Here is a 19,775-nt window from a genome sequence, read left to right as displayed (position 1 = left end):
AGCATGGGAGGATCGCAGCCGGTTCGGGGCGAACACGAGGACAGAAGATGGCGTTCGATTTCAGCAAGTTGTCGGCCGGTGGCACGATCGGCCGGATCACCGATCCCGCGAGGCTATTCGACGCTCTGCCGGACAAGGCCGACGGCTACGGCTACCTGCGCGCGGTGCAGAAGGACGTCCTAGACGCCTGGTCGGCGCGGCGCACGGAGCGTGACATCGTCGTCAAGACCAACACAGGAGGCGGCAAGACTATCGTCGGGCTGCTCATGTTGCAGTGCTGCCTGAACGAGAGGACAGGCCCGGCGCTGTACCTGTCCCCGACTCCTGACCTGGCCAAGCGTGTGCGCGCCGAAGCGCGCAACCTCGGCATCGCTACGATCGACGACCCGGCATCATCGAAGTTCCTGCGCGGCGAGGCCATCTGCGTCACCACCATGAACGTTCTGATCAATGGCAAGACCAGGTTCGGTCTGACCGTGCCTGCCAGCCGCCACCAGCCGGTGATGGTCGGGTCGGTCGTGGTCGACGACGCGCACGCCGCGCTGGCCATGACGGAGGAGAACACCCGTCTGCGCATCCCGCGCGACCACTCCGCTTACACACCGCTGTTGGAGCTGTTCGAAGACGACCTCAGGGCCCAGAGCCCGCATCAGTTCCTGGACATCCAAGACCAAGATCCCAGCGCGGTGCTGGCCGTGCCGTTCTGGGCGTGGCAAGACAAGCAAGAGGGCGTATTGCAGATTCTGCATCCCGAGCGCTCGAGCCCGGCATTCGAGTGGTCGTGGCCACTGATCAGCGACATCCTGCCGTGGTGCCAGGCGGTCGTGACGGCCGACGACATCGAGATCATTCCGCCGTGCCCGCCGATCGAGAAGATCCCCAGCTTCGCGCAGGCGCGTCAACGCATCTACCTGACGGCAACCCTGGCCGACGACAGCGTGCTGGTCACCCACTTCGACGCCGATAAGGACAGCATCGCCACGTCGATCTTTCCCGACAGCGCCGCCGACCTCGGTGACCGACTGATCCTGGCGCCGGAGGAGCTCAACCCGGACATCTCCCACGACGACGTACGCGCCCTGGCCGCCTCGATCGCCCAGAACTGCAACGTCGTCGTCCTGGTTCCCAGCAAGCGGCAGGCCGCCCTGTGGGCGTCCGAGGCCACCCTGATCGTCAGCAAGGCCGACGACATCAGCGGCGCGGTCGAGCGGCTGACGGCTGGGCACGTCGGCCTCGTGGTCATCATCAACCGGTACGACGGGATCGACTTGCCCGATGAGGCGTGTCGGCTGCTGATCATCGACAACCTTCCACTCGCCTACGGCGGCTTCGAACGCCGAGAGGCCCTCGCCCTGCGTGACACCGAGGCCATGGTGACCCGGCAGCTTCAGCGTCTGGAGCAGGGCATGGGTCGCGGCGTGCGCAGCCGCGACGACCGCTGCGCCATTCTGCTGCTCGGGCCGCGCCTGACCCAGCTACTGGCCCGCCCAGAGATCGCCGACCGCCTTTCAGAGGCCACGCGTGCGCAGCTCGAGCTGTCCCGCCAGGTCGCCCGGGACCTGGAAGGCACCGACCTGACCGGGCTGCGGGCGGTCATCACCCAAGTCATCAACGACGACCGGGGCTTCCGGCTGGCGTCGCGTGAAGCACTGATCGGCGTGACTTACAGCCCGGCGTCGGTGTCCGCCACCGCTACGCATCTGCGTGCGGCCTACAACAGTGCCATCGGCCATCGGGCCAGCGATGCCGCCGAGCAGGCCAAAGCCGCTGTGGACGCCGCTCGCGACGGCGGTGACGCGCCCCTGGCCGGATGGCTCGGCGAGACCCACGCCGCCTATCTGAACGCAGTCGATACCGTCGCGGCGCAGCAAGCGCTCACCGAAGCGGCGCTGTTGAACAACGCCGTGCTGCGCCCGCGTGCGGGCCTTGAGTACCGCCGGATCAGCCCGCCATCGCCTCAGGCTCACCAGGCTTCGGCGTACTTGGTCGACAAGTACGCGACCGGGCACGACCTGATCGTCGGACTCGACGCCCTCATGGACGACATCGACTGGGACCGGACCCGCACCGACGCCGCCGAAGCAGCGCTCGCCGACCTCGGCGCGCATCTCGGCTTCAGCGCCCAGCAGCCCGAACGCCACTTCGGGATTGGCAGCGACGTCTTGTGGGCCGCCGGCAACCGCACCTACGTGGTGATCGAGGCCAAGACGGGCGCACAAGCCCCCCGCATCTGGAAGAAGGACATCAACCAGCTTTCCGGATCGGTCAACTGGTGCCAGTGTGAATACGGCAGCGATGCCATGGTCATCCCGGTGCTCGTGCACCCCACCCACGTCGTCGAACACTCCGGAACACCCCCGCGGGACACACGGATCATTAGCGAGCCCAAGCTCAAGGCCCTCAAGCACGCGATCCGGCGGTTCGCGCGAGCAATCGCCCTCGACGACAAGTACCGCACCCCCGGCGCCGTCGAACCACAGCTCGCCGCGCTCGATCTCGGCGCGTCCGCGCTGATTACCACCTACACGCAACTCGCCTACCGCGAACCGGCAAGCGCCTGACCCCCGAGGCGTTTTCCATGAGGGCCCTCCAGAAGGTGCGTGCGTCCTGCGGGTTCATCGTCGTCAATCGCTCAGTTTGACGAAGAGCACCGACAGGCGGCGTACGCGGACATCCTCTTGATCCCGCGATGCCCGAGGGTCGTAGCCCATCTTGCCGACCCACGTGTTGATGCAGGCAGGCACCATTGGAGGAAGGCGCGCCGTGGGGCGCTCAGAAAAGGTGTTGACATGACCTCTGCGTCCCCGTCGCCGGCAGTCGTTCGTGAAGGAGCCGACGCCGTCACGTCTGGCTTGGTCCGAACCTTCAGCGACGTTGACCTAGTCATCCTTCCTGTCGGCCAAGACGAGGAAGGCCGCGGCCTGTACCCAGCTGACACAGTCTTCCTGGCCAAGAACCTACGCGCAGCCGGCTATCGCGTTGCGTATGCCGATCCACCAGGTCGACGTCTGTTTGAGGTGCGAAAGAGCGCCGTCACCACAGCAGTCGTCAGCGTTGCCTTGGGGCTGCTGACGAACGCTGCTTGGGATGGCGCCAAGTGGCTCGCGGGGTGGATCCGCCGCCGCCGGTCCGACGGCAATCCACGCGAGCTCGAGATCCAGATCACAGACGCTCGGCCAGATTCGTCGAGCACGACATGGACTGTCCGTGGCGAACCGATGGCGGTCACTAGTGCCATCGAGCGCCTCAGCCCGGTTCCTGCTCCGCCCCTTTCATCGGCACCCGACGACGCGCTCCCAGTCACGTCATCGGGGTTCGCTCAGGCAGGGCCGTCCGATGACCTGCTCGATGCACACCATCAACAGGAAATCGAGTCGCGTCTCAGCAAAGCACGCACCCGCATCGTCGCGGCGCAATCGGCTCTGGTGGCTGACGGCGACAGTGGTGCTGCCGAGGGCAAGGCCCGCGAAGGGCTCTCGGCCTATGCGTCGGCGCTCAACTGGGCAGAAGACACCGACCTTGAAGACACCGTCCACCAGGAAATGGATCGCGCGGCCACTTGGGTCAGGCAGACCTTCGGCTGCACCATCGCGCGGGAGGAAACAGAGTACTTCCAACGCTGTCCGGTGGCGTTAGCTCACACTCGGGTCGGCCTCTCTGTCGGCGGTTACGCCCGCAAGCGCTGCTCGCTTTGCGGTGACGACCTGTCTGAGTGTCAGCACCTCCCGGGTGTTGCCTACCTCGTGCCGGGTGGCCCCGACGACCTTGGGTGGTGCCGGGTTTGTCTCCGGGAGCAGGGTTGCGAGCATGCCAGCGATCAGATGTATCGATCCGGCTTGGTTTCGACGATCGTCGAGATGACCATTGAAGAGGTAAGCATTGTCGCGAAGCCAGCACAACCCGACGCGAGGCTCTCAAGTATCAGCGTTTCCGTCGATGACCTCCGGCGAGCGCTTGGGGACGGATTCGTTGCTGGCATGGATGTCTCGTGCGACCGCTGCCTAAACGCATGCACGGGACTCCATCGAATCTAAGTCCGCAGACAGTCCGCGAGAGCCGGCAACACCCCTTACACACACCCACAGTTGTCTGGGGACCGCAGGGCCTGATGCAAGCGCTTGGGTGCCTCAACGACACCGAACCTGAGATCCAGCCAGCGGTGGCCCGTGCGCTGCCATATCGCGATCTGCGCTCGAATTCGCAGACCAGTAGGCGGATGACTGTCGCGGATCAGCCGACGGAGGGCATAGGGAACGCGCGCCGACTGCCGAGCTTCTAGCAGCTGGCTTTGGCGAGGCGGCGCAGATCCCGCCCGACCAGCAGTGGCCGCCGACGACGCCGGCGCGGCCGGCGTGCGTGACGGTCACAGTCACGACAGTGGATATCGACCCGGATGATGGTCTGAGTGCGGGTCCCTTTCCGCAGGCCCACTGCTCGTGGCAACTCAGTGCTCACCAGCTTGGTCAAGCGCCCTGCGGCGCAGAGGCCGCCACTCCGATCGTGGCAGCAGGTCTCGGAGGTTGCGTCCCATAGCGGCCGTGGAGCAAGCTCCACCCGCAGCCGGAGGACCGGCTCTTCTCCGTTTGGCGTGAGTCACCCGCCCACGATGCCTGATCGTCGCCAACCTGAACAGGATCGGCCGTCGGAGGAGACGGTGGACGGCCGGTTGGACATCGGCACCCGGAGAACTCGCGCCCGCGCGGCTCGCGGACCAGGTCGCGCTTCTCGTGGTCGACCGGTTGCGCCGCCATGACGTTGACGACGGGATCGACGGGCATGTTGGTGGGCCGTGGAGTAGCGTCTCGTTTCGCCAGTTCAGGATCGCGAGCCAGTTGCCTTTGCTCCCAATCTGCTCCCAATTTAAGGGGCAAGACGGCAGAAGCCCGTTACCGGCGGTTCCGGTGACGGGCTTCTGACCTGCAAATATCTGTGGTGGGCGATACTGGGATCGAACCAGTGACCTCTTCGGTGTGAACGAAGCGCTCTCCCGCTGAGCTAATCGCCCTCAGCGCGCATGACTGTACCTGATCCGCTCCCCCGACCGCGAATCCGGGGTCAGTGCGTCGCGAGGTAGTGCATGACCCGGGCGACGACGTCGATGCCGAGGCTGTACTTGAGGGAGAGCCAGACCACCACGGCGACGAAGACCAGGCCGACCGAGCCGAGGACGAGGCGTACCGGCAGTGATCGACTTTTCGCCCACTCGGTCCAGTTGTGCACGTGTCGGCGGGTGAAGGTGAGCAGCCGGCGGGCCCAGTGGTACTCGACCGCCCAGATGCCCAGGCCGGCGATGACCAGCAGCCAGCCGGGGCCGGGCAGCGGGATCAGGGCGACACCGACAGTGACGACGATCGCACCGGCGATGGCGATGAAGATCTTGAGGGTGATCCGGCCGGTGGGGTTGGCCCGGATCAGGTCGAGGGTGCCGGAGACGCGTCGGCGCCACCGTCGCCGCTGCTGCCGGTCGGCCACGGCGACGCCGCCGGCGCCACTGTCGGGCCCCCGGTCGGCCGCCGGCCGGCCCGGCCGGTCGTGCTGATCCATCGGCACTGCGTACCCCCGCTTTTCGGTTGCTCGGCCCGCGACGTTCGGCGTTCCGGGCGCCACCATCGGATCCACTGAGGATCGTTTCGTGACCATTTCACCCCCCAGTGTCGCTCGGGACCGTCACCCCTTCCGACGACTGGACGTTACCGGAGTAAGTCGACGACTGAGCCACCCGATACCGGGCGGGACAACGCACTGGGCAGAACCGGAAATTCTAGATGAAGTTTCACATTCATGTGGCTTTTCCGCCCCCCTTCCCACCACTGGGTGAAGTCAGCGTATGGCGGAGCGTAGCCAGGAGTAGCACCTGAGTATGGGAAAAGCGGGACACGCGCGTTCCGCAGCGGTGCCGGGGGGAGAACGTCCATGAGTGTCATCCGACCGACGACCGTAGAGGTCGAGACGTCGCTAAGGCTCGTCGCGCCTGACGCCACCGCCTTGCCGGTGCGTGCCAGCCTGCGTTACGACCCTGCTGACCCGTATGCGGTCCATGTCCTGTTCCATGCCGAATCGGCCGGGGGCGAGGCAGTGAGCTGGTCCTTCGCCCGCGAACTGCTGGTCACCGGCCTCGACGAACCGGCCGGCATCGGCGACGTTCGGGTGTGGCCCTGGGCCACTCCGCGCGGCGACTTCGTCGCGCTCGCGCTGTCGTCACCCGACGGCAACGCTCTCTTCGAGGTGCCGCGGAGCGTGCTCGTGCGCTTCCTGCGGCGGACCTACGTCGTCGTCCCGCGCGGCCGCGAGGCCGAGCACCTGGACGTCGACACCGCGGTGAACCGGCTGCTCGCCGGCCGCTGAACACCGTCACCAACCGTCAAACCGGGTAACACCGGCCATCCGGCCACACGGGGCCGCGCGGATCTGCCGAGTCCGCGCGGCTCCCGCACACCCGGGCGTACGCGCGCCCGGCCGCCTGGGGCGGTCGGGCGCTCAGCCGTGCGTGGTGATGCCGCCGTCGACCGGGATGACCGCGCCGGTGAGGTACGCCCCGGCCCGCGAGGAGAGGTAGATCGCGGTGCCGGCCATGTCCTCCGGCCGGCCGATCCGACCCAGCGGCACCTGACCCTCGATGGCCGACCGGGACTCCGGGTCGTCCAGCGCGAACGCCATCATCTTGCTCTCGAACGGCCCGGGAGCGATCGCGTTGACAGTGATCCGCTCGCCGGCCAGCTGGTGGGCCAGGCTGCGGGTGAGCATGTGCACCGCGGCCTTGGTCGCCGAGTAGGCGTACACCTCCATCCACGGCACCCGGATGCCGTCGATCGAGCCGATGTTGATCACGCGGGCCGGGTCGTCGGCGCTGGCGGCGGCGCGCAGCGCCGGCAGCAGCGCGGTGGTGAGCCGGAACACCGCCTTCACGTTGACCGCCCAGAGCTTGTCGAACGCGCTCTCCGGGTACGCCTCCAGCGGCGCACCCCAGGTCGCGCCCGCGTTGTTGACCAGCACGTCCAGCCGGTCGAAGCGTTCCCGGACCGCGGCGGCGAGCCCCTCGGCGCCGGCGTCGTCACCCAGGTCCGCCGGGATCGCCTCGCAGTGTCCCTCGGCCGACAGCTTCTCGGCCACCGCCGCGCAGACCTCCGCCTTGCGGGACGAGATGATCACGTGTGCGCCGGCCCGGACGAAGCCCTGGGCGATCATCAGGCCGATCCCCCGAGAACCGCCGGTGACCAGGACAGTCTTGCCTTCGACCGAGAACAGATCCGTCATGCCCATCCCATCGCGCGTCGGCGGTGAACCGGCCGCCGCCGGTCGACCCGGCCGACGCAGCGCCGGTCGTGCCGGACAGGACGGCCCTACCGCCGGGTAACGTAGCCCGGCGGCCCGGACCGGGACAAGACCGGGCCACGGTCGGGCGACGCGGGCGGCGACGGCGGCGAACGGGTGGGCGGGACCGGTCGGGATGCGGTGACCTGCGGCGCGGGCTAACGTCAGGTGCGATGGTCTCTTCCGGTCAGCTCCCCCCGGCAACGGTCAACACGGCGCCGCCCTTCCCCGTCGAGATAGACACGCTCCCGCTGGCCGAGCTGGCCGGCGACCCGGGCTGGCGTCGCCCGGTGCTCGCGGAGCGGGATCTGCTGGTGCTGACCACCGGCGGGCACGGCGACGCCGAAGTGGACTTCCAACCGCTGCCCTGCCGTCCCGGCACGCTGCTGCGGGTGCGGGCCGGGCAGGTGCTGCGCTGCCCCTGCCCCCAGTTGGACGCGACGGTGGTGCGCTGGGCGGCCGGTGCGCTGCGCGGTCTGGACGTCGACCCCGAGGCCGTGCCGACCTGGCGGCAGCTCGCCGGTGAGGACGAGGACGCGGTCATCAACGAGGTGACCCAGCTGACGGTGGACTGTGTCCGGCACCGCGGGGTGCCGGCCGCGGACGCCCTGCTCCGCCATCAGCTCGCCGTGCTGCTGCTCCGGCTGACCCTCTCCGACGGGGCCCACCCGGCGCACCGGCCGGAGGAGGCGACCTTCCACCGGCTCTGCCGCGAGGTCGAGCGGGGCTACCAGCGCACCCGCCGGGTCGAGGACTACGCCGCCCGGCTCGGCTGCTCGGTACGGACGCTGACCCGCGCCTGCCTGGCCGTCACCGGCCGCAGCGCCAAGCAGGTGATCGACGAGCGGGTGGCGTTGCAGGCCAGCCGGTTGCTCGCCGCCACCGACGACCCGATCGCCCGGATCGGCCGGCGGCTCGGCTTCTCGGAGCCGACCAACTTCGGCCGGTTCTTCACCCGGGAGGTGGGGATGAGTCCGGGGGCGTTCCGCGCCAGCCGCGAGGACCCGCTGCCCGGCCGGGTGGTCCGCCCCCGGCAATCGGCGCAGCCGACCCACACCGCCCACCACTCGCCGGCCTGACGCCCGCGACGCCGGTCGCCCGCCCCGGCCGGGCATGATGGCAGGGTGCAGATCTCCGCGCGCGGCGACTACGCGGTCCGGGCGGCACTGAGTCTCGCCACCGTGTACCCCTCGCTGCTCTCCACCCAGGCCATCGCCGCCGAGCAGGACATGCCCCGCAAGTTCCTCGAGGCGGTCCTGGCCGACCTGCGCCGCGCCGGGATCGTCCGGGCGCAGCGCGGCGCCGAGGGCGGTTACACGCTGGCCCGGCCGCCCCGCGAGGTGAGCGTCGGCGCGGTGCTGCGCGCGGTCGACGGCCCGCTGGCCGGGGTCCGTGGCCTGCGGCCCGAGGAGACCCGGTACGAGGGGGCGGCGGAGAACCTGCCCGGGCTCTGGGTGGCCGTGCGGGCCGCGCTCCGCCGGGTGGTGGACGAGGTGAGCCTCGCCGAGCTCGTCAGTGGTCGCCTCCCCGCCCACGTTCGCAAGCTCACCGCGCTGCCGGACGCCTGGGAGCCGCGCTGAGCCGCACGCGGCACCGATCACCCCGGCCGGCTCCACGCCGTCCGGTCGAGGGTGGGCACGCCCCTCTCAGCGGGGGGCGACCGGCTCGGTAGTGGTGTAGCCGCCCTGGTGGTAGACGAGCGGGTCGCCCTCGCCGCCGTCGCCGAGCGCCAGCGGCTCGGCGATCACCACGGTGTGGTCGCCGGCCGGCACCCGGTGCACCACCCGGCAGAAGAGCCGGGCCAGGACGCCCTCCAGCAGCGGGACTCCGAACGGGCCGGTGACCCAGTGCGGGTAGGCGGCGAACCGGTCGATGCCGCGGGTGGCGAAGACCCGCGCGGCCTGCCGTTGGCCGGCGCCGAGCAGGTGCACCGCGACGTGTTCGGCCCGGTCGAGCACCGGCCAGCTGGACGAGGTGACGTCGAGGCAGAACGAGACCAGCGGCGGGTCCAGCGAGACCGAGGTGAACGAGGTGGCGGTGAAGCCGGCCCGGATCGGCGCGCCGATGCCGCCGAGGCAGACCGGGTCGGTGCCCCGGGCGGCGGTGGTAACCACGGTGACCGTGGTCGCCTGCCGGCGCAGCAGCGCACGGAACAGGTCCCGGTCGACCGGGCGCAGCTCCCCGGCTGCCGGGGCGGGCTCACCGACCGCCGCCGGGAAACCCTCCACGGTGGTCATCCCGACCCCGGCGCTGTTTCGTCCCGCTGCGACATGCCCCCATGCTGCCGAGGGCGGCGGGGACGGTCAACGGCCTTCCAGAAGATGAGATTCACCTATCTGTGCATGTGATGCACCTTCGCTTACCGGCGTTTACCTCGCCGCAACACCTACCTGTTTGGTAGGCGTTCCCGATCGCGGCCGCCGGGCCTCGGCCGGTGACGGACCGCGCCGTCCACGCTGGAACGGGACGGCGTTTCGCGAATCGGCGTTTCGGGAATGTTCGAACTCGACACGGCAGGGAATGGTGATGAAGGGAGCCCCGCGATGGGCCTGATGTTCCGCAAGCGCAAGAAGATTGGCCCGCTGATCCTCAACTTCACCGAGAACGGCTTCTCGTCGTGGAGCATCAAGATCGGCCGATGGTCGTGGAACTCTCGGGCTCGGGCGCACCGGGTCGACCTGCCGGGCCCGCTGTCCTGGAAGCAGGACAAGTCCCGCAGCTGACCTCTCGACGCGAGCGGGGTGCCGGTGACGACGACCGGCACCCCGTTTCCCGTACCGAAATCGGATTCCGGGTCCGGCCGATCGGCCGGATCGCGGGTGCCCGTGCTGGTCAGGCGGGTGGTTGAGGGCTCGCGGCGGTGACCACGACGTCGCCGCCGAGCCGGCCGTCCGCCGGCTCGCGGGTTACCGACCCCGCGTCGAGCAGCCCGGTCAGCGCCCGGACCGCGTCCGACGAGCGGTAGACGGTCGAGGTGAGGGCGTATCGGCGCAGCTCGGTGACCGTACGGGGGCCGGAGCGGGTCAGCTCGGCCAGCAGTTCCCGGCGCAGCGGGCCGGGCTCCGGGGCGAGCGCGATGTCCAGCGGCCTGCCGGCCGGGTCGGCCGGGTCGCGGTAGCGCACGCCGGCGAACTCGTCGACCGCCCAGAGCGCCTCCTTGAACGCCTCCAGGCTGCGGTCCGAGCCGGTGCCGAAGGCGACCGTGGTGGCCGGCCCACCGTCGACCGGCACCAGCTCCACCTCGGTCACCAACGGGAAGCCCGCCTCCCCCAGCGCCGCCCGCGCGCTGCCGCCGGCGCCCAGGCGCAGCAGCACCTCGGCCGGGCGACCGGTCGCCGCGGCGGCCAGCACCGCCGGGTCGACGCCCGCGCCGGGATGTGCCGGTTCGGCGCCGGCGGCGTCCACGAAGGAGAAGACCGGGGCGCCGGCCGCGCCGGCCGCCTTGACCCCGACCGGCAGCCGGTCCGCCTCCCCCGGCACCACGTGCACGGCGACCTCGGCCGGCAGGTCGGCCTCGATCGGGCCGAGCCGGGCCGGCAGGTCCGCGGCCGTGGCGAGCACCAGCACGGTGAGCCGGCGACCGCGCAGCCGGTCGGCGTACTCGGCGACCACCCGCAGGGCCTCGTCGGCGGAGTCGGCGTCGCTCCCGGCGTACGCCAGGGCGACGGTGGCCCGCCGGGAGCGGTTCAGCGCCCCCGGCAGCCAGGTCTCCAGTTGGCGGACGAGCAGTTCGCGGGTGACGGCGTCGGTCGGGTGGCTCGGCATCCTGTGGTTCTACCGCACGGCCGGTCAGGCCGGTACGGAGATGCCGACCCCGCCGCGGGTCTGCCCGCCGTAGCGCTGCCGCTCGCGGTCGAGGTCGAGCCGGCCGATCTGCTTGCGGGCCGCCAGCGCCGCGTCGTCGAGCAGGTCGGCGGGGATCAGCCAGACCACCTCGAACTCCAGGCCGTCCGGGTCCTGGCCGTAGAGGCTCTTGGTGGTGCCGTGGTCGGAGCTGCCGACCAGCGCGCCGGCCGCGGCCAGCCGCTCGGCGGTGGCGGCCAGCTCGTCGAGGGTGTCCACCTCCCAGGCCAGGTGGTAGAGCCCGACGGTGGCCCGGCCGGCGGTCGACCGCCCGGCGCCGGCGCCGATCTCGAACAGGCCGAGGTCGTGGTCGTTGGTGGAGTCGGGCGCCTGGAGGAAGGCCGCGCCGCGGAAGCCGTCGGGGGTCATCTCGACCGGACGGAAGCCCAGCACGTCGCGGTAGAAGGCGACGCTGCGGGCGAGGTCACTGACGTAGAGGACCGCGTGGTTGAGCCGGTGGATTCCCATGCGGCCAACGGTAGCCCGCTTTAGTTGAACTCTCAACCAACTCGACTATGATGGCTGTCATGACACGGTGGCTGGACCAGGACGAGCAGCGCACCTGGCGGGCCTTCCTGGCCGCCTCCCGAGGGCTGATGGACGCCCTCGACCGCGAGCTGCAACGCGACGCGGGAATGCCGCACGCCTACTACGAGATCCTGGTCCGGCTCTCCGAGGCGCCCGAGCGAGCGCTGCGGATGAGCGAGCTGGCCGACGCGACCGGCTCCTCCCGCAGCCGGCTCTCGCACGCGGTGGCCCGGCTGGAGTCCGCCGGCTGGGTCCGCCGCGAGGAGTGCCCGACCGACCGGCGCGGCCAGGTCGCCCACCTCACCGACGCCGGTTTCGCGACGCTCGCCGCCGCGGCGCCCGGCCACGTCGAGGGGGTACGCCGGCACCTGTTCGACGCGCTGACACCGGCCCAGGTCGACCAGCTGCGCCTGATCAGCGAGAGCCTGGTCGAGCACCTGACCGGTTCTTGACCAATCCGCACCGGCGCGGGTCTTGTACTTACCGTCGTCGGATGAGCACGATGGGGCGTGCCTTCCGGCTTCGGCGAACTGACTGATCAGGCGCACCACCTGGTGTCCACCGGCGATCTCGCCGGCGCGCAACGGCTGCTCTCCGACGCGCTGACCGACGCCGACCCGCGCCCGGCCAACGCCACCGCCGAGTTGGCCGAGGCGGCGAGCCTGCAGGCGCGGGTGCTGGTCGCGCTCGGCGAGCCGCACTCCGCCCGGGGCTGGGCCGCGTTCGCGTACGCGGCCAGCACCCGGCTGCACGGCCGCTCGGATCCGCGCACCGTCGCCGCCGCCGCCACGCTGGCCGCGGTGCTGCACCGGGTGGGCAGCCACTCCCGGGCCGCCCGGCTCTACCAGGACGTGATCATCGAACTGACCGCGCAGGACGGGCCGGAGTCGCTACGGGTGCTCGCCGCCCACGCCGACCTGGCCACCGTCGAGTACGCCCGCGGCCAGTGCCAGGTCGCCCGGGACCGCCTCCAGGACGCCTGGGAGCTGCACCGCGAGGTCTACGGCGACGGGCACCCCAGCGGCATCAAGATGCTGGCCCGGCTCGGTGCGATGCAGCGCGACTGCGGGCAGTTCGCCGAGGCGCACGACAACCTGGCGCTGGCCAGGGAGCTGTGCCGGCAGCACCTGGCCGCCGACGACCCGCTGGCCGCCCAGGTGGCGGCGCTGGCCCGGGCCGCCGCGAACCCGGACCACGTCTGCGCCGAGAACCCACCGGCCGCCCGGGACGCACCCGTGGTGCCGGCCGCCCGCACCCCGCCGCAGGACGACGGGCCGACCTACCAGCCGTACCAGCCCCCGGAGCCGGAGCCGGACGGGCCGGCGGTGCCCAACCCGCGGCAACCGGCCGACGACCCGACCGAGGCCGGCCAGGCGTGGTGGCCGCCGGACCGTACCGCCGAACCGCCGCCCAGCGGCGCACCGCCGCCTGGCGGCGCGGTGCCGCCGGCGGTGGTCGCGCTGGCCGGCCCCGGCGAGGAGGCCGACGGGGTGCACCGGGTCCACCGCGGCGTCGAGCCGGACGAGCCCTACCAGCCGTCCCGCCTGCTGCCGGTGCCGGTGCACCGGGCGCCACCGCCGGCGCGCAGCCGACTGGTCCCGCTGGTGGTCGGCGGGGTGGTCGTGGTGCTGCTCGGCGCGGCGGCGGTGATCGCCGGCGTGGCCCGGGTCGACGGCGACGACGACCCGCCCGCACCGCCGGCCAGCAGCGCGGCGAGCAGCGGCCCCGCCGCCCCGACGAGTCCCGCCGCCCCGACCAGCCCCGCCACCACGAGCCCGGCGGCCGCCGCCACGCCCGGCACCCCGCCCGGCGCGGTCAACCTGCGCGACAACCGGGACAACGTCACGCTGCGGTGGACGTACCCGACCGGCGGGGAGGGACCGGTGGTCATCTCGGGCGGCCGGGCCGGCCAGGGCAAGAGCGCCCTCACCGACCTGCCCGCCGGCACCACCAGCTTCGTCATCTACGGGCTCAACCGCAGCATCGACTACTGCTTCACGGTGGCGGTGGTCTGGTCCACCGACACCGTCGCCACCGCCGACGAGGTCTGCACCCGCCGCGGTTGACGCCGTCAGCCCTCGGTGGTGGGCAGCACCGGTAGGCGCAGCGACACCCGCAGCCCCCCACCGTCGGCGTCGCTGAGGGTGATGGTGCCGCCGGCGCGGCGGACCAGTTCCCGCACGATCGCCAGGCCCAGGCCGGCGCCGCCGGCGTCGCGGGCCCGGGCGTCGTCCAGCCGGGTGAACCGGTCGAAGACCCGGTCCCGGTCCGCGGCCGGAATGCCCGGCCCGTCGTCGGTCACCGTCACCAGGTGGTACGCGCCATCGGGCGCGGCGGCGAGGACGACCTCGTCGCGGGCGTGCCGGACCGCGTTGTCGACCAGGTTGGTCAGGATCCGGCGCAGCTCGTCCGGCTGCGCGACGGTCCACAGCGGCTCGTCGGGCAGGACGACCCGCACCGGCGGGGCCGGGTAGCGGGCGGCGACGGTGGTGAGCAGTTCGCCCAGGTCGACCGGGCCGATCCCGCCCCGGCCCGGATCACCGCCGGAGCCGGCGTCGGACTCCTCCAGCCGGGCCAGCAGCAGCAGGTCGTCCACCAGGCGGCTCAACCGCTCGGTGTCGGCGAGCAGGTTCGACGTCACCGCCGTCCAGTCGGTCCGGTCACCGAGCCGCCGGGCCACCTCCAGCTCGGTACGGATGTTGGTGACCGGGCTGCGCAGCTCGTGCGCGGCGTCGGCGACGAAGGCCCGCTGCCGGTCCCGGGCGGATTCCAGCCGGTCCAGCATCCCGTTGAGGGTGACCGCCAGCCGGTGCACCTCGTCCCCGGACGCGGGCACCGGGAGCCGGCCCGGGCCGGCCCGCCCGGTGATCTCCTCGGCGCCCCGGCGCAGCGCCTCGACCGGCCGCAGGGTCGCGCCGACCACCCGCCAGGCGACGCCGGCGAGCCCCGCCACCAGCAACGGGAAGCTGATCAACAGGATGGTCCGGACCACGTGCGTGCTGTGCTGGACGTCCGTCATCGACTTGCCGACCAGCACGGTGAGCGGGTCGGCGGCGCTGCCGGCGGGCACCGTCACCACCCGGACCGGACCGGCCAGGCCGACCCGATCCCCCGACACCAGCAGCCGCTGCCGCAGGTCCGGGTCGAGGCCCTCCGGACGGACCATCGGCACCAGCCGGTCGGCGTCGATCGAGGCGGCCCGCACCCGGCCCTGAGCGTCGACCACCTGGACCCGGAGCTGGCCGCCGGCCACCGGCAGCGGGTCGGGCAGGGCGTCCTCGGCGGCGAGCAGCGCGACCGCGTCCGCGGTGCGGAACGCCTCGCTGTCGACGCTGCGCTGCAACACGTAGCCGAGGACACCGAGCAGCATCAGCCCACCGAGGGCCAGCCCGACCGAGAGGCCGAGCACGCCGATCGCCATCAGCCGGCCCCGCAACCCGAGCGTGGGCGGGCGCGGTAGCGGCAGCGCCCTCACGTGGCCAGCCGGTAGCCGGCGCCGCGGACCGTCTCCAGGCGCTCCCGACCGATCTTGCGACGCAGGTAGCCGACGTACACCTCGACGGCATTCGGCGCGGTCTCCACGCTGGCTTCCCAGACGTGGTCCAGCAGCTCGGTCTTGGAGACCACCTCGCCCGGGCGGCGCATGAGGTAGTTCAGCAGCGCGAACTCGCGGGCGGTCAGCGCGATCTCGTTCTCGGCCCGGGTCACCCGCCGCCGCGCCGGGTCGAGCCGCAGGTCACCCACCGCCAGCACCGCCGGGCGCTCCGGCGCGCCTCGGCGCAGCAGCGCGCGCAGCCGGGCCAGCAGCACCACGTACGAGAAGGGCTTGGTGAGGTAGTCGTCGGCGCCGCAGTCCAGCCCGTCGGCCTGGTCGTACTCGCCGTCCTTGGCGGAGAGCATGAGCACCGGGAGCCAGTGCTCCTCGGCGCGCAGCCGGCGGACCAGCTCGTAGCCGGAGAGGCCGGGCAGCATCACGTCCAGGATCATCGCGTCGTAGCCGCCGTGCCGCGCGGCGTCCAGCCCGGCCGGGCCGGTCGACGCCACGTCCACCACGAAGCCCTCGGCCTGCAGGCCCCGTTGCAGCGCGGCCGCCAACCGCGCCTCGTCCTCCACCACCAGCAGCCGCACGGGTCAAGGGTGCCACCCCGGTACACCCCGACATCTGCATCCTCAGCGCCCTCACAGCAGGCACAAGGCAATATGTTCCCAGGAGGTGCCGTCATGTCCGTCTTGAAGAGCCGTCCCGTCCTGCGCTGGTTGGTCCCGGTGGCCGCCGTCGCCACCGTGATCGGCGGTGGTGCCGCGATCGGCACGTTCGCCGCCGAGGCGGAGCCGAGCCTGCCGTCCCGCACCGCCGCCCAGCTCCTGGTCGACCTGCAGACCTCCCGGCTCGAAGGGCTCTCCGGCACCGTCGTGCAGCGCGCCGACCTGGGGCTCCCGCCGATCGCCGGCCTGGTCGGCGGCAACGAGCTGACCACCCTGCTGACCGGTACGCACACCCTGCGGGTCTGGTACTCCGGGCCGGACAAGCAGCGGGTGGCGCTGCTCGACACCCTCGGCGAGCGCGATGTGATCCGCAACGGCCGCGACGTGTGGACCTGGGACAGCCGCGCCAACGCGGCCACCCACCGCACCCTGGGCGCCGGCGTTTCCGGCGAGCCCGCCGTCGACGAGCACGCGCCGGCGCTGCCCGGCACGCCGCAGGAGGCCGCCGACCAGGCGCTCGCCGCCATCGACCCGAGCACCGCGGTCAGCGTGGGCCGGTCGGCCACGGTGGCCGGGCGGGACGCGTACGAGCTGGTGCTGGAGCCGCGCGACGACGCCTCCCTGGTGCACCAGTTCCGGATCGCCATCGACGCCCGCGAGCACGTGCCGCTCCGGTTCGAGGTCTTCGCCACCGGCAGTGACCAGCCGGCCTTCGAGATGGCCTTCACCCAGGTCGACTACCAGCGCCCGGACGCCGACCAGTTCGTCTTCAACCCGCCGCCGGGAGTGCGGGTCAGCGAGGAGTCGGCCGACCGGTCGGACGGGCCGAACCGCAAGCCGGCGACGGCCGAGCAGCCGCAGGTCCGCGCGGTGGGCAGCGGCTGGACGACGGTGCTGGTTGCCAAGATCGACGCCGCCGGCAAGGCGGATGCCGGTGCGCCGGCTGCCGGTAAGTTGGCCGGCCCGGCCGGTGCCCAGCTCGGCGGCGTGCTGAACTCGCTGCCGGCGGTCAGCGGCGACTGGGGCAGCGGCCGGCTGCTGACCGGGAAGCTCTTCAGCGTGCTGCTCACCGACGACGGTCGGGTGCTCGCCGGCGCGGTGACCCCGGAGCGGCTCTACCAGGTCGCCCGGGGCTGACCCGGGGCGTCCCGAGCGGACGGAAACATGCGGCGCTGCCGGCGTACCTCGCCGGCGGCGCCGCTCGCCGTTGGACCCGCGCCGGCGGCCACCCGGCACCGCCCCGGTCCTAGCCGGTGGCGGCGTCGGCGGTGAGCAGGCCCAGGACGAGGGTCAGCGGCGGCCACCCGGCCCGGCCTCGGCGGGTGACCGCGTACGAGCGCATTCGCACCTCGGGGCCGACGAGCGGGAGCAGGCGTACGCCGGGCAGGGTCGGCTGGTCGGCCGGCAGCAACCCGACGCCCAGCCCGGCGACGATCATGTCCTGGACGAGTTCCAGGCTGTCCGCCCGGTGCTCGACCCGGGGCTCGAAGTCCGCCATCGACGCGAGCGCGCGCACCACCACCTCGTCGGCGGTGTTGCGGGAGTTGACGATCCAGTCGTGGCCCGCGAACCGGCGGAAGACCTCGGGCGAGCCGCCAGGGGCCGGCGGGGCGTCGGCCGGCACACCGAGACTCCAGGTCGTGGACCAGAGCGCGGTGGCCTCGACGGTGTGATCGACGGGTGCCGGGGCGAGGTGGTAGTCGTAGGTCAGCGCCAGGTCGACCCCGTCGGCCGCCAGCAGCGCGTACGCCTCGGTCGGCTCGTGCTCGTGGATGCGGAGCCGGACCGCCGGGTGGCGGACCGCGAGGTCGGCGGCGACCGGCAGCAGTGAGCGGCGTACGGCGGTGGCGAAGCCGGCGACCCGGACGGTGCCGGCCGGCTGGGCCTGCGGGTCGAGGTCCAGCCGGGCCGCCTCGACGGCGGCGAGGATCGTCACCGCGTGCCCGGCCAACCGGCGGCCGGCGGGGGTGAGCCGGACCCGCCGCCCGGCCGGCTCGATCAGGTCGGCACCGACCTCGCGGGCCAGCACGGCGAGCTGTTGGGAGACCGTCGAGGTCGTCACCCCGAGCTCGTCGGCGACCTCCCGCATCGAGCCCAGCCGGGCCAGCTCGCGCAGCAACCGCAGCCGTCTCAGGTCCACGTCAGCGATTGTTCAGCATCATCGAACATTCTGTCCAGCAATGGCACGTGGACACGAACAGTGCGAAGCCGATCTACTGGAGGCATGACACCCACCCGCGCCGGTTCGGCGATGGCCCTCGCCTCGATGATGCTCGTGCAGCTCGGGCTTGCCGCCTCGGTCGGACTCTTCGACCGCATCGGCCCGGAGGGCGCCGCCTGGCTCCGCCTGGCCTGGGCCGGGGTCCTGCTGGTGGTGCTGGTCCGTCCACGCCCGTCCACGCTCACCCGCCCCGCGCTGCTCGCCTGCGTGGCACTGGGCGTGGTGACGGCCGGGGTCACCATCCTGTTCATGGCCGCGGTGGCCCGACTGCCGCTGGGTACGGCCAGCGCGCTGGAGTTCCTCGGCCCGCTGGGGGTCGCGGTGGCGCGCGGCCGGGGCGGCACGAAGCTGTGGCCGCTGCTCGCCGGCGTCGGGGTGCTCCTGCTCACCGAGCCGTGGCGGGGCGGGGCCGACCTCGTGGGCGTCGGGTACGCGCTGGCCGCCGGCGTCTGCTGGGCGGCGTACATCCTGCTCACCCAGCGGGTCGGCGACGAGGTCTCCGGTCTGCGCGGGCTGGCCGTCTCGATGCCGGTGGCCGCCCTGGTCGCCACCGTGACCGTCGGGCCGTCGGTCTTCGCCGACCTGACCTGGGGCATCCTGCTCGCCGGTCTGGGCCTGGCGGTGCTGCTGCCGGTGGTCCCGTTCGTCCTGGAACTACTCGCCCTGCGCCGGCTCACCACCGCCGCCTTCGGCACGCTGATGAGCCTGGAACCGGCGATCGCTCTCCTCGTGGGCCTGGTCGCACTGGGCCAGCTGCCGGGCGTCGCCCCCTTGCTGGGCGTCGCGTTCGTGGTGGCCGCCGGCATCGGGGCGGAGCGCACCGGCGGGCGGGAGAAACCGGTAGAGCCGGCGCCGGCCGAGCCGGCACCGGTCGGAACGACCTGAGGATCAGCCGGCCCCCGGGCTCCGCGACGAGCGCCGGCTTGTCGGAACGACGCTTCAGCGCCAGCGTGCCGGGGCGGTTCAGCGGGGCGCGGCGACGCCTCGCTCGCCGGTCCTGCTGCCGGGCAGCAGCGCCGCGGGGCCGGCGCCGAGGGCCGCGAGAAAGGCGTCGGCGAGCAGGGCGTGCCCTGGTTGGTTCGGGTGCACCCGATCGTCGGCCCAGCGCTCCGGGCCGCTGACCGCGAGCGCCCGGTCGAAGGCCGCCTGGGTCGGCACGTGCACCGCGTCGAACTCCGCGGCGAGCGCGGCGACCACCGCCGCGTAACGGTCGGTGTCGGCGCGCTGCGGTTCGGCCCGATCCGGCTCGATGAGGTACGGGTCGGCGAGGACCAGCCGGCAGCCGGTCGCCTCGACCGCCCGGCCGAGCAGCGCGCGCAGGGTCCGCTCGTACTCGTCGATCGGCACCGCGTCGGCAGTGCGTCCCCGGTAGCGACGCCAGATGTCGTTGATGCCGATCATGACGGAGAGCCAGTCGGGGCGTTCCCCCACCGCATCGCGTTCCCAGCGGGCGGCCAGGTCGCGGACGGTGTCGCCGCTCACGCCCCGGTTGACCCAGTGCAGATCCAGGTCGGGATGGCGGGCACTGACGAAGGCGCGGACCAGGCTCACGTAGCCGTCGCCGTAGGGCGCGGCGGCGACCCGCCGGCCGCAGTCGGTGATGCTGTCGCCGATGAACACGATCCGCTGGCCGGTACGGAGGATCATCGAGTGGCACCTCGCCGCA

The 19,775-nt window shown here is 72.2% G+C and carries 19 protein-coding genes and 1 tRNA gene; 10 read left to right on the top strand and 10 right to left on the bottom strand.

Annotated features, from left to right (window positions below; genetic code table 11):
* Positions 1–47 precede the first annotated feature (47 nt).
* Both ACIP9D_RS13665 and ACIP9D_RS13660 read left to right on the top strand, forming a co-directional pair.
* Positions 48–2,561 (top strand): DEAD/DEAH box helicase, encoded by a 2,514-nt coding sequence (locus ACIP9D_RS13665; protein WP_350875412.1) that lies wholly within the window; start codon positions 48–50, stop codon positions 2,559–2,561.
* A gap of 228 nt (positions 2,562–2,789) precedes the next feature.
* Complete coding sequence (locus ACIP9D_RS13660; RefSeq protein WP_350875410.1) at positions 2,790–4,034, top strand: hypothetical protein; 1,245 nt, start codon at positions 2,790–2,792, stop codon at positions 4,032–4,034.
* A gap of 896 nt (positions 4,035–4,930) precedes the next feature.
* Here ACIP9D_RS13660 and ACIP9D_RS13655 read toward each other — a convergent pair.
* A tRNA-Val gene (locus ACIP9D_RS13655) sits at positions 4,931–5,005 on the bottom strand.
* Between the two features lie 50 nt (positions 5,006–5,055).
* Positions 5,056–5,619 carry a TIGR02611 family protein gene (locus ACIP9D_RS13650; protein ID WP_400449885.1) on the bottom strand — a complete coding sequence of 188 codons (564 nt, stop codon included), beginning with the start codon at positions 5,617–5,619 and terminating at the stop codon, positions 5,056–5,058.
* Positions 5,620–5,913: 294 nt separating this feature from the next.
* Here ACIP9D_RS13650 and ACIP9D_RS13645 point away from each other — a divergent pair, with 294 nt between their 5' ends.
* Complete coding sequence (locus ACIP9D_RS13645; protein ID WP_007457244.1) at positions 5,914–6,345, top strand: SsgA family sporulation/cell division regulator; 432 nt, start codon at positions 5,914–5,916, stop codon at positions 6,343–6,345.
* A gap of 132 nt (positions 6,346–6,477) precedes the next feature.
* Here ACIP9D_RS13645 and ACIP9D_RS13640 read toward each other — a convergent pair whose 3' ends face one another.
* Positions 6,478–7,254, bottom strand: coding sequence for a glucose 1-dehydrogenase (locus tag ACIP9D_RS13640; protein WP_350875408.1), 777 nt, complete (start codon positions 7,252–7,254; stop codon positions 6,478–6,480).
* Positions 7,255–7,484: 230 nt separating this feature from the next.
* Between ACIP9D_RS13640 and ACIP9D_RS13635 the strand changes: the two genes are divergently transcribed.
* Together ACIP9D_RS13635 and ACIP9D_RS13630 are read left to right on the top strand one after the other, a co-directional pair.
* Positions 7,485–8,390 (top strand): AraC family transcriptional regulator, encoded by a 906-nt coding sequence (locus tag ACIP9D_RS13635; protein ID WP_350875406.1) that lies wholly within the window; start codon positions 7,485–7,487, stop codon positions 8,388–8,390.
* Positions 8,391–8,435: 45 nt separating this feature from the next.
* Positions 8,436–8,891 (top strand): Rrf2 family transcriptional regulator, encoded by a 456-nt coding sequence (locus ACIP9D_RS13630; RefSeq protein WP_350875404.1) that lies wholly within the window; start codon positions 8,436–8,438, stop codon positions 8,889–8,891.
* 66 nt (positions 8,892–8,957) lie between these two features.
* Here ACIP9D_RS13630 and ACIP9D_RS13625 read toward each other — a convergent pair whose 3' ends face one another.
* Complete coding sequence (locus tag ACIP9D_RS13625) at positions 8,958–9,548, bottom strand: flavin reductase family protein (RefSeq protein ID WP_350875402.1); 591 nt, start codon at positions 9,546–9,548, stop codon at positions 8,958–8,960.
* 306 nt (positions 9,549–9,854) lie between these two features.
* Between ACIP9D_RS13625 and ACIP9D_RS13620 the strand changes: the two genes are divergently transcribed.
* On the top strand, positions 9,855–10,034 hold the full coding sequence (locus ACIP9D_RS13620) for a DUF4236 domain-containing protein (protein ID WP_281575888.1): 180 nt from the start codon (positions 9,855–9,857) through the stop codon (positions 10,032–10,034).
* Between the two features lie 109 nt (positions 10,035–10,143).
* On the opposite strand, the gene ACIP9D_RS13615 is transcribed toward ACIP9D_RS13620, so the two are convergent.
* Together ACIP9D_RS13615 and ACIP9D_RS13610 are read right to left on the bottom strand one after the other, a co-directional pair.
* Positions 10,144–11,076: a hypothetical protein gene (locus ACIP9D_RS13615; RefSeq protein WP_350875400.1), complete on the bottom strand. Its 933-nt coding sequence runs from the start codon at positions 11,074–11,076 to the stop codon at positions 10,144–10,146.
* A 24-nt stretch (positions 11,077–11,100) separates the two neighbouring features.
* Entirely contained in the window at positions 11,101–11,622 is a 522-nt protein-coding gene (locus tag ACIP9D_RS13610; protein ID WP_350875398.1) for a VOC family protein, read from the bottom strand.
* Positions 11,623–11,672: 50 nt separating this feature from the next.
* On the opposite strand from ACIP9D_RS13610, the gene ACIP9D_RS13605 reads away from it, so the two are divergent.
* Positions 11,673–12,134, top strand: coding sequence for a MarR family transcriptional regulator (locus tag ACIP9D_RS13605; protein ID WP_350875396.1), 462 nt, complete (start codon positions 11,673–11,675; stop codon positions 12,132–12,134).
* 57 nt (positions 12,135–12,191) lie between these two features.
* Positions 12,192–13,748, top strand: a complete 1,557-nt coding sequence (locus ACIP9D_RS13600) for a tetratricopeptide repeat protein (RefSeq protein WP_350875394.1) — start codon at positions 12,192–12,194, stop codon at positions 13,746–13,748.
* A gap of 5 nt (positions 13,749–13,753) precedes the next feature.
* Here ACIP9D_RS13600 and ACIP9D_RS13595 read toward each other — a convergent pair whose 3' ends face one another.
* Positions 13,754–15,103 carry a HAMP domain-containing sensor histidine kinase gene (locus tag ACIP9D_RS13595; RefSeq protein WP_350875465.1) on the bottom strand — a complete coding sequence of 450 codons (1,350 nt, stop codon included), beginning with the start codon at positions 15,101–15,103 and terminating at the stop codon, positions 13,754–13,756.
* A gap of 50 nt (positions 15,104–15,153) precedes the next feature.
* Positions 15,154–15,810: a response regulator transcription factor gene (locus tag ACIP9D_RS13590; protein ID WP_350875392.1), complete on the bottom strand. Its 657-nt coding sequence runs from the start codon at positions 15,808–15,810 to the stop codon at positions 15,154–15,156.
* Between the two features lie 93 nt (positions 15,811–15,903).
* Here ACIP9D_RS13590 and ACIP9D_RS13585 point away from each other — a divergent pair, with 93 nt between their 5' ends.
* On the top strand, positions 15,904–17,025 hold the full coding sequence (locus tag ACIP9D_RS13585; protein ID WP_350875390.1) for a sigma-E factor regulatory protein RseB domain-containing protein: 1,122 nt from the start codon (positions 15,904–15,906) through the stop codon (positions 17,023–17,025).
* Between the two features lie 109 nt (positions 17,026–17,134).
* Here ACIP9D_RS13585 and ACIP9D_RS13580 read toward each other — a convergent pair whose 3' ends face one another.
* Positions 17,135–18,028, bottom strand: coding sequence for a LysR substrate-binding domain-containing protein (locus ACIP9D_RS13580; protein ID WP_350875388.1), 894 nt, complete (start codon positions 18,026–18,028; stop codon positions 17,135–17,137).
* Between the two features lie 84 nt (positions 18,029–18,112).
* Between ACIP9D_RS13580 and ACIP9D_RS13575 the strand changes: the two genes are divergently transcribed.
* Positions 18,113–18,994: an EamA family transporter gene (locus tag ACIP9D_RS13575; protein ID WP_350875386.1), complete on the top strand. Its 882-nt coding sequence runs from the start codon at positions 18,113–18,115 to the stop codon at positions 18,992–18,994.
* 78 nt (positions 18,995–19,072) lie between these two features.
* Here ACIP9D_RS13575 and ACIP9D_RS13570 read toward each other — a convergent pair whose 3' ends face one another.
* Positions 19,073–19,756: an SGNH/GDSL hydrolase family protein gene (locus ACIP9D_RS13570; RefSeq protein WP_350875383.1), complete on the bottom strand. Its 684-nt coding sequence runs from the start codon at positions 19,754–19,756 to the stop codon at positions 19,073–19,075.
* Between the last annotated feature and the right edge of the window lie 19 nt (positions 19,757–19,775).

The sequence above is a fragment of the Micromonospora sp. NPDC093243 genome (genome assembly GCF_044753725.1).
In the GTDB taxonomy this organism is placed as follows: Bacteria; Actinomycetota; Actinomycetes; order Mycobacteriales; family Micromonosporaceae; genus Micromonospora.
Note: the sequence above shows the minus strand (reverse complement) of the source record. Positions and strands in the feature narration are given on the sequence as shown.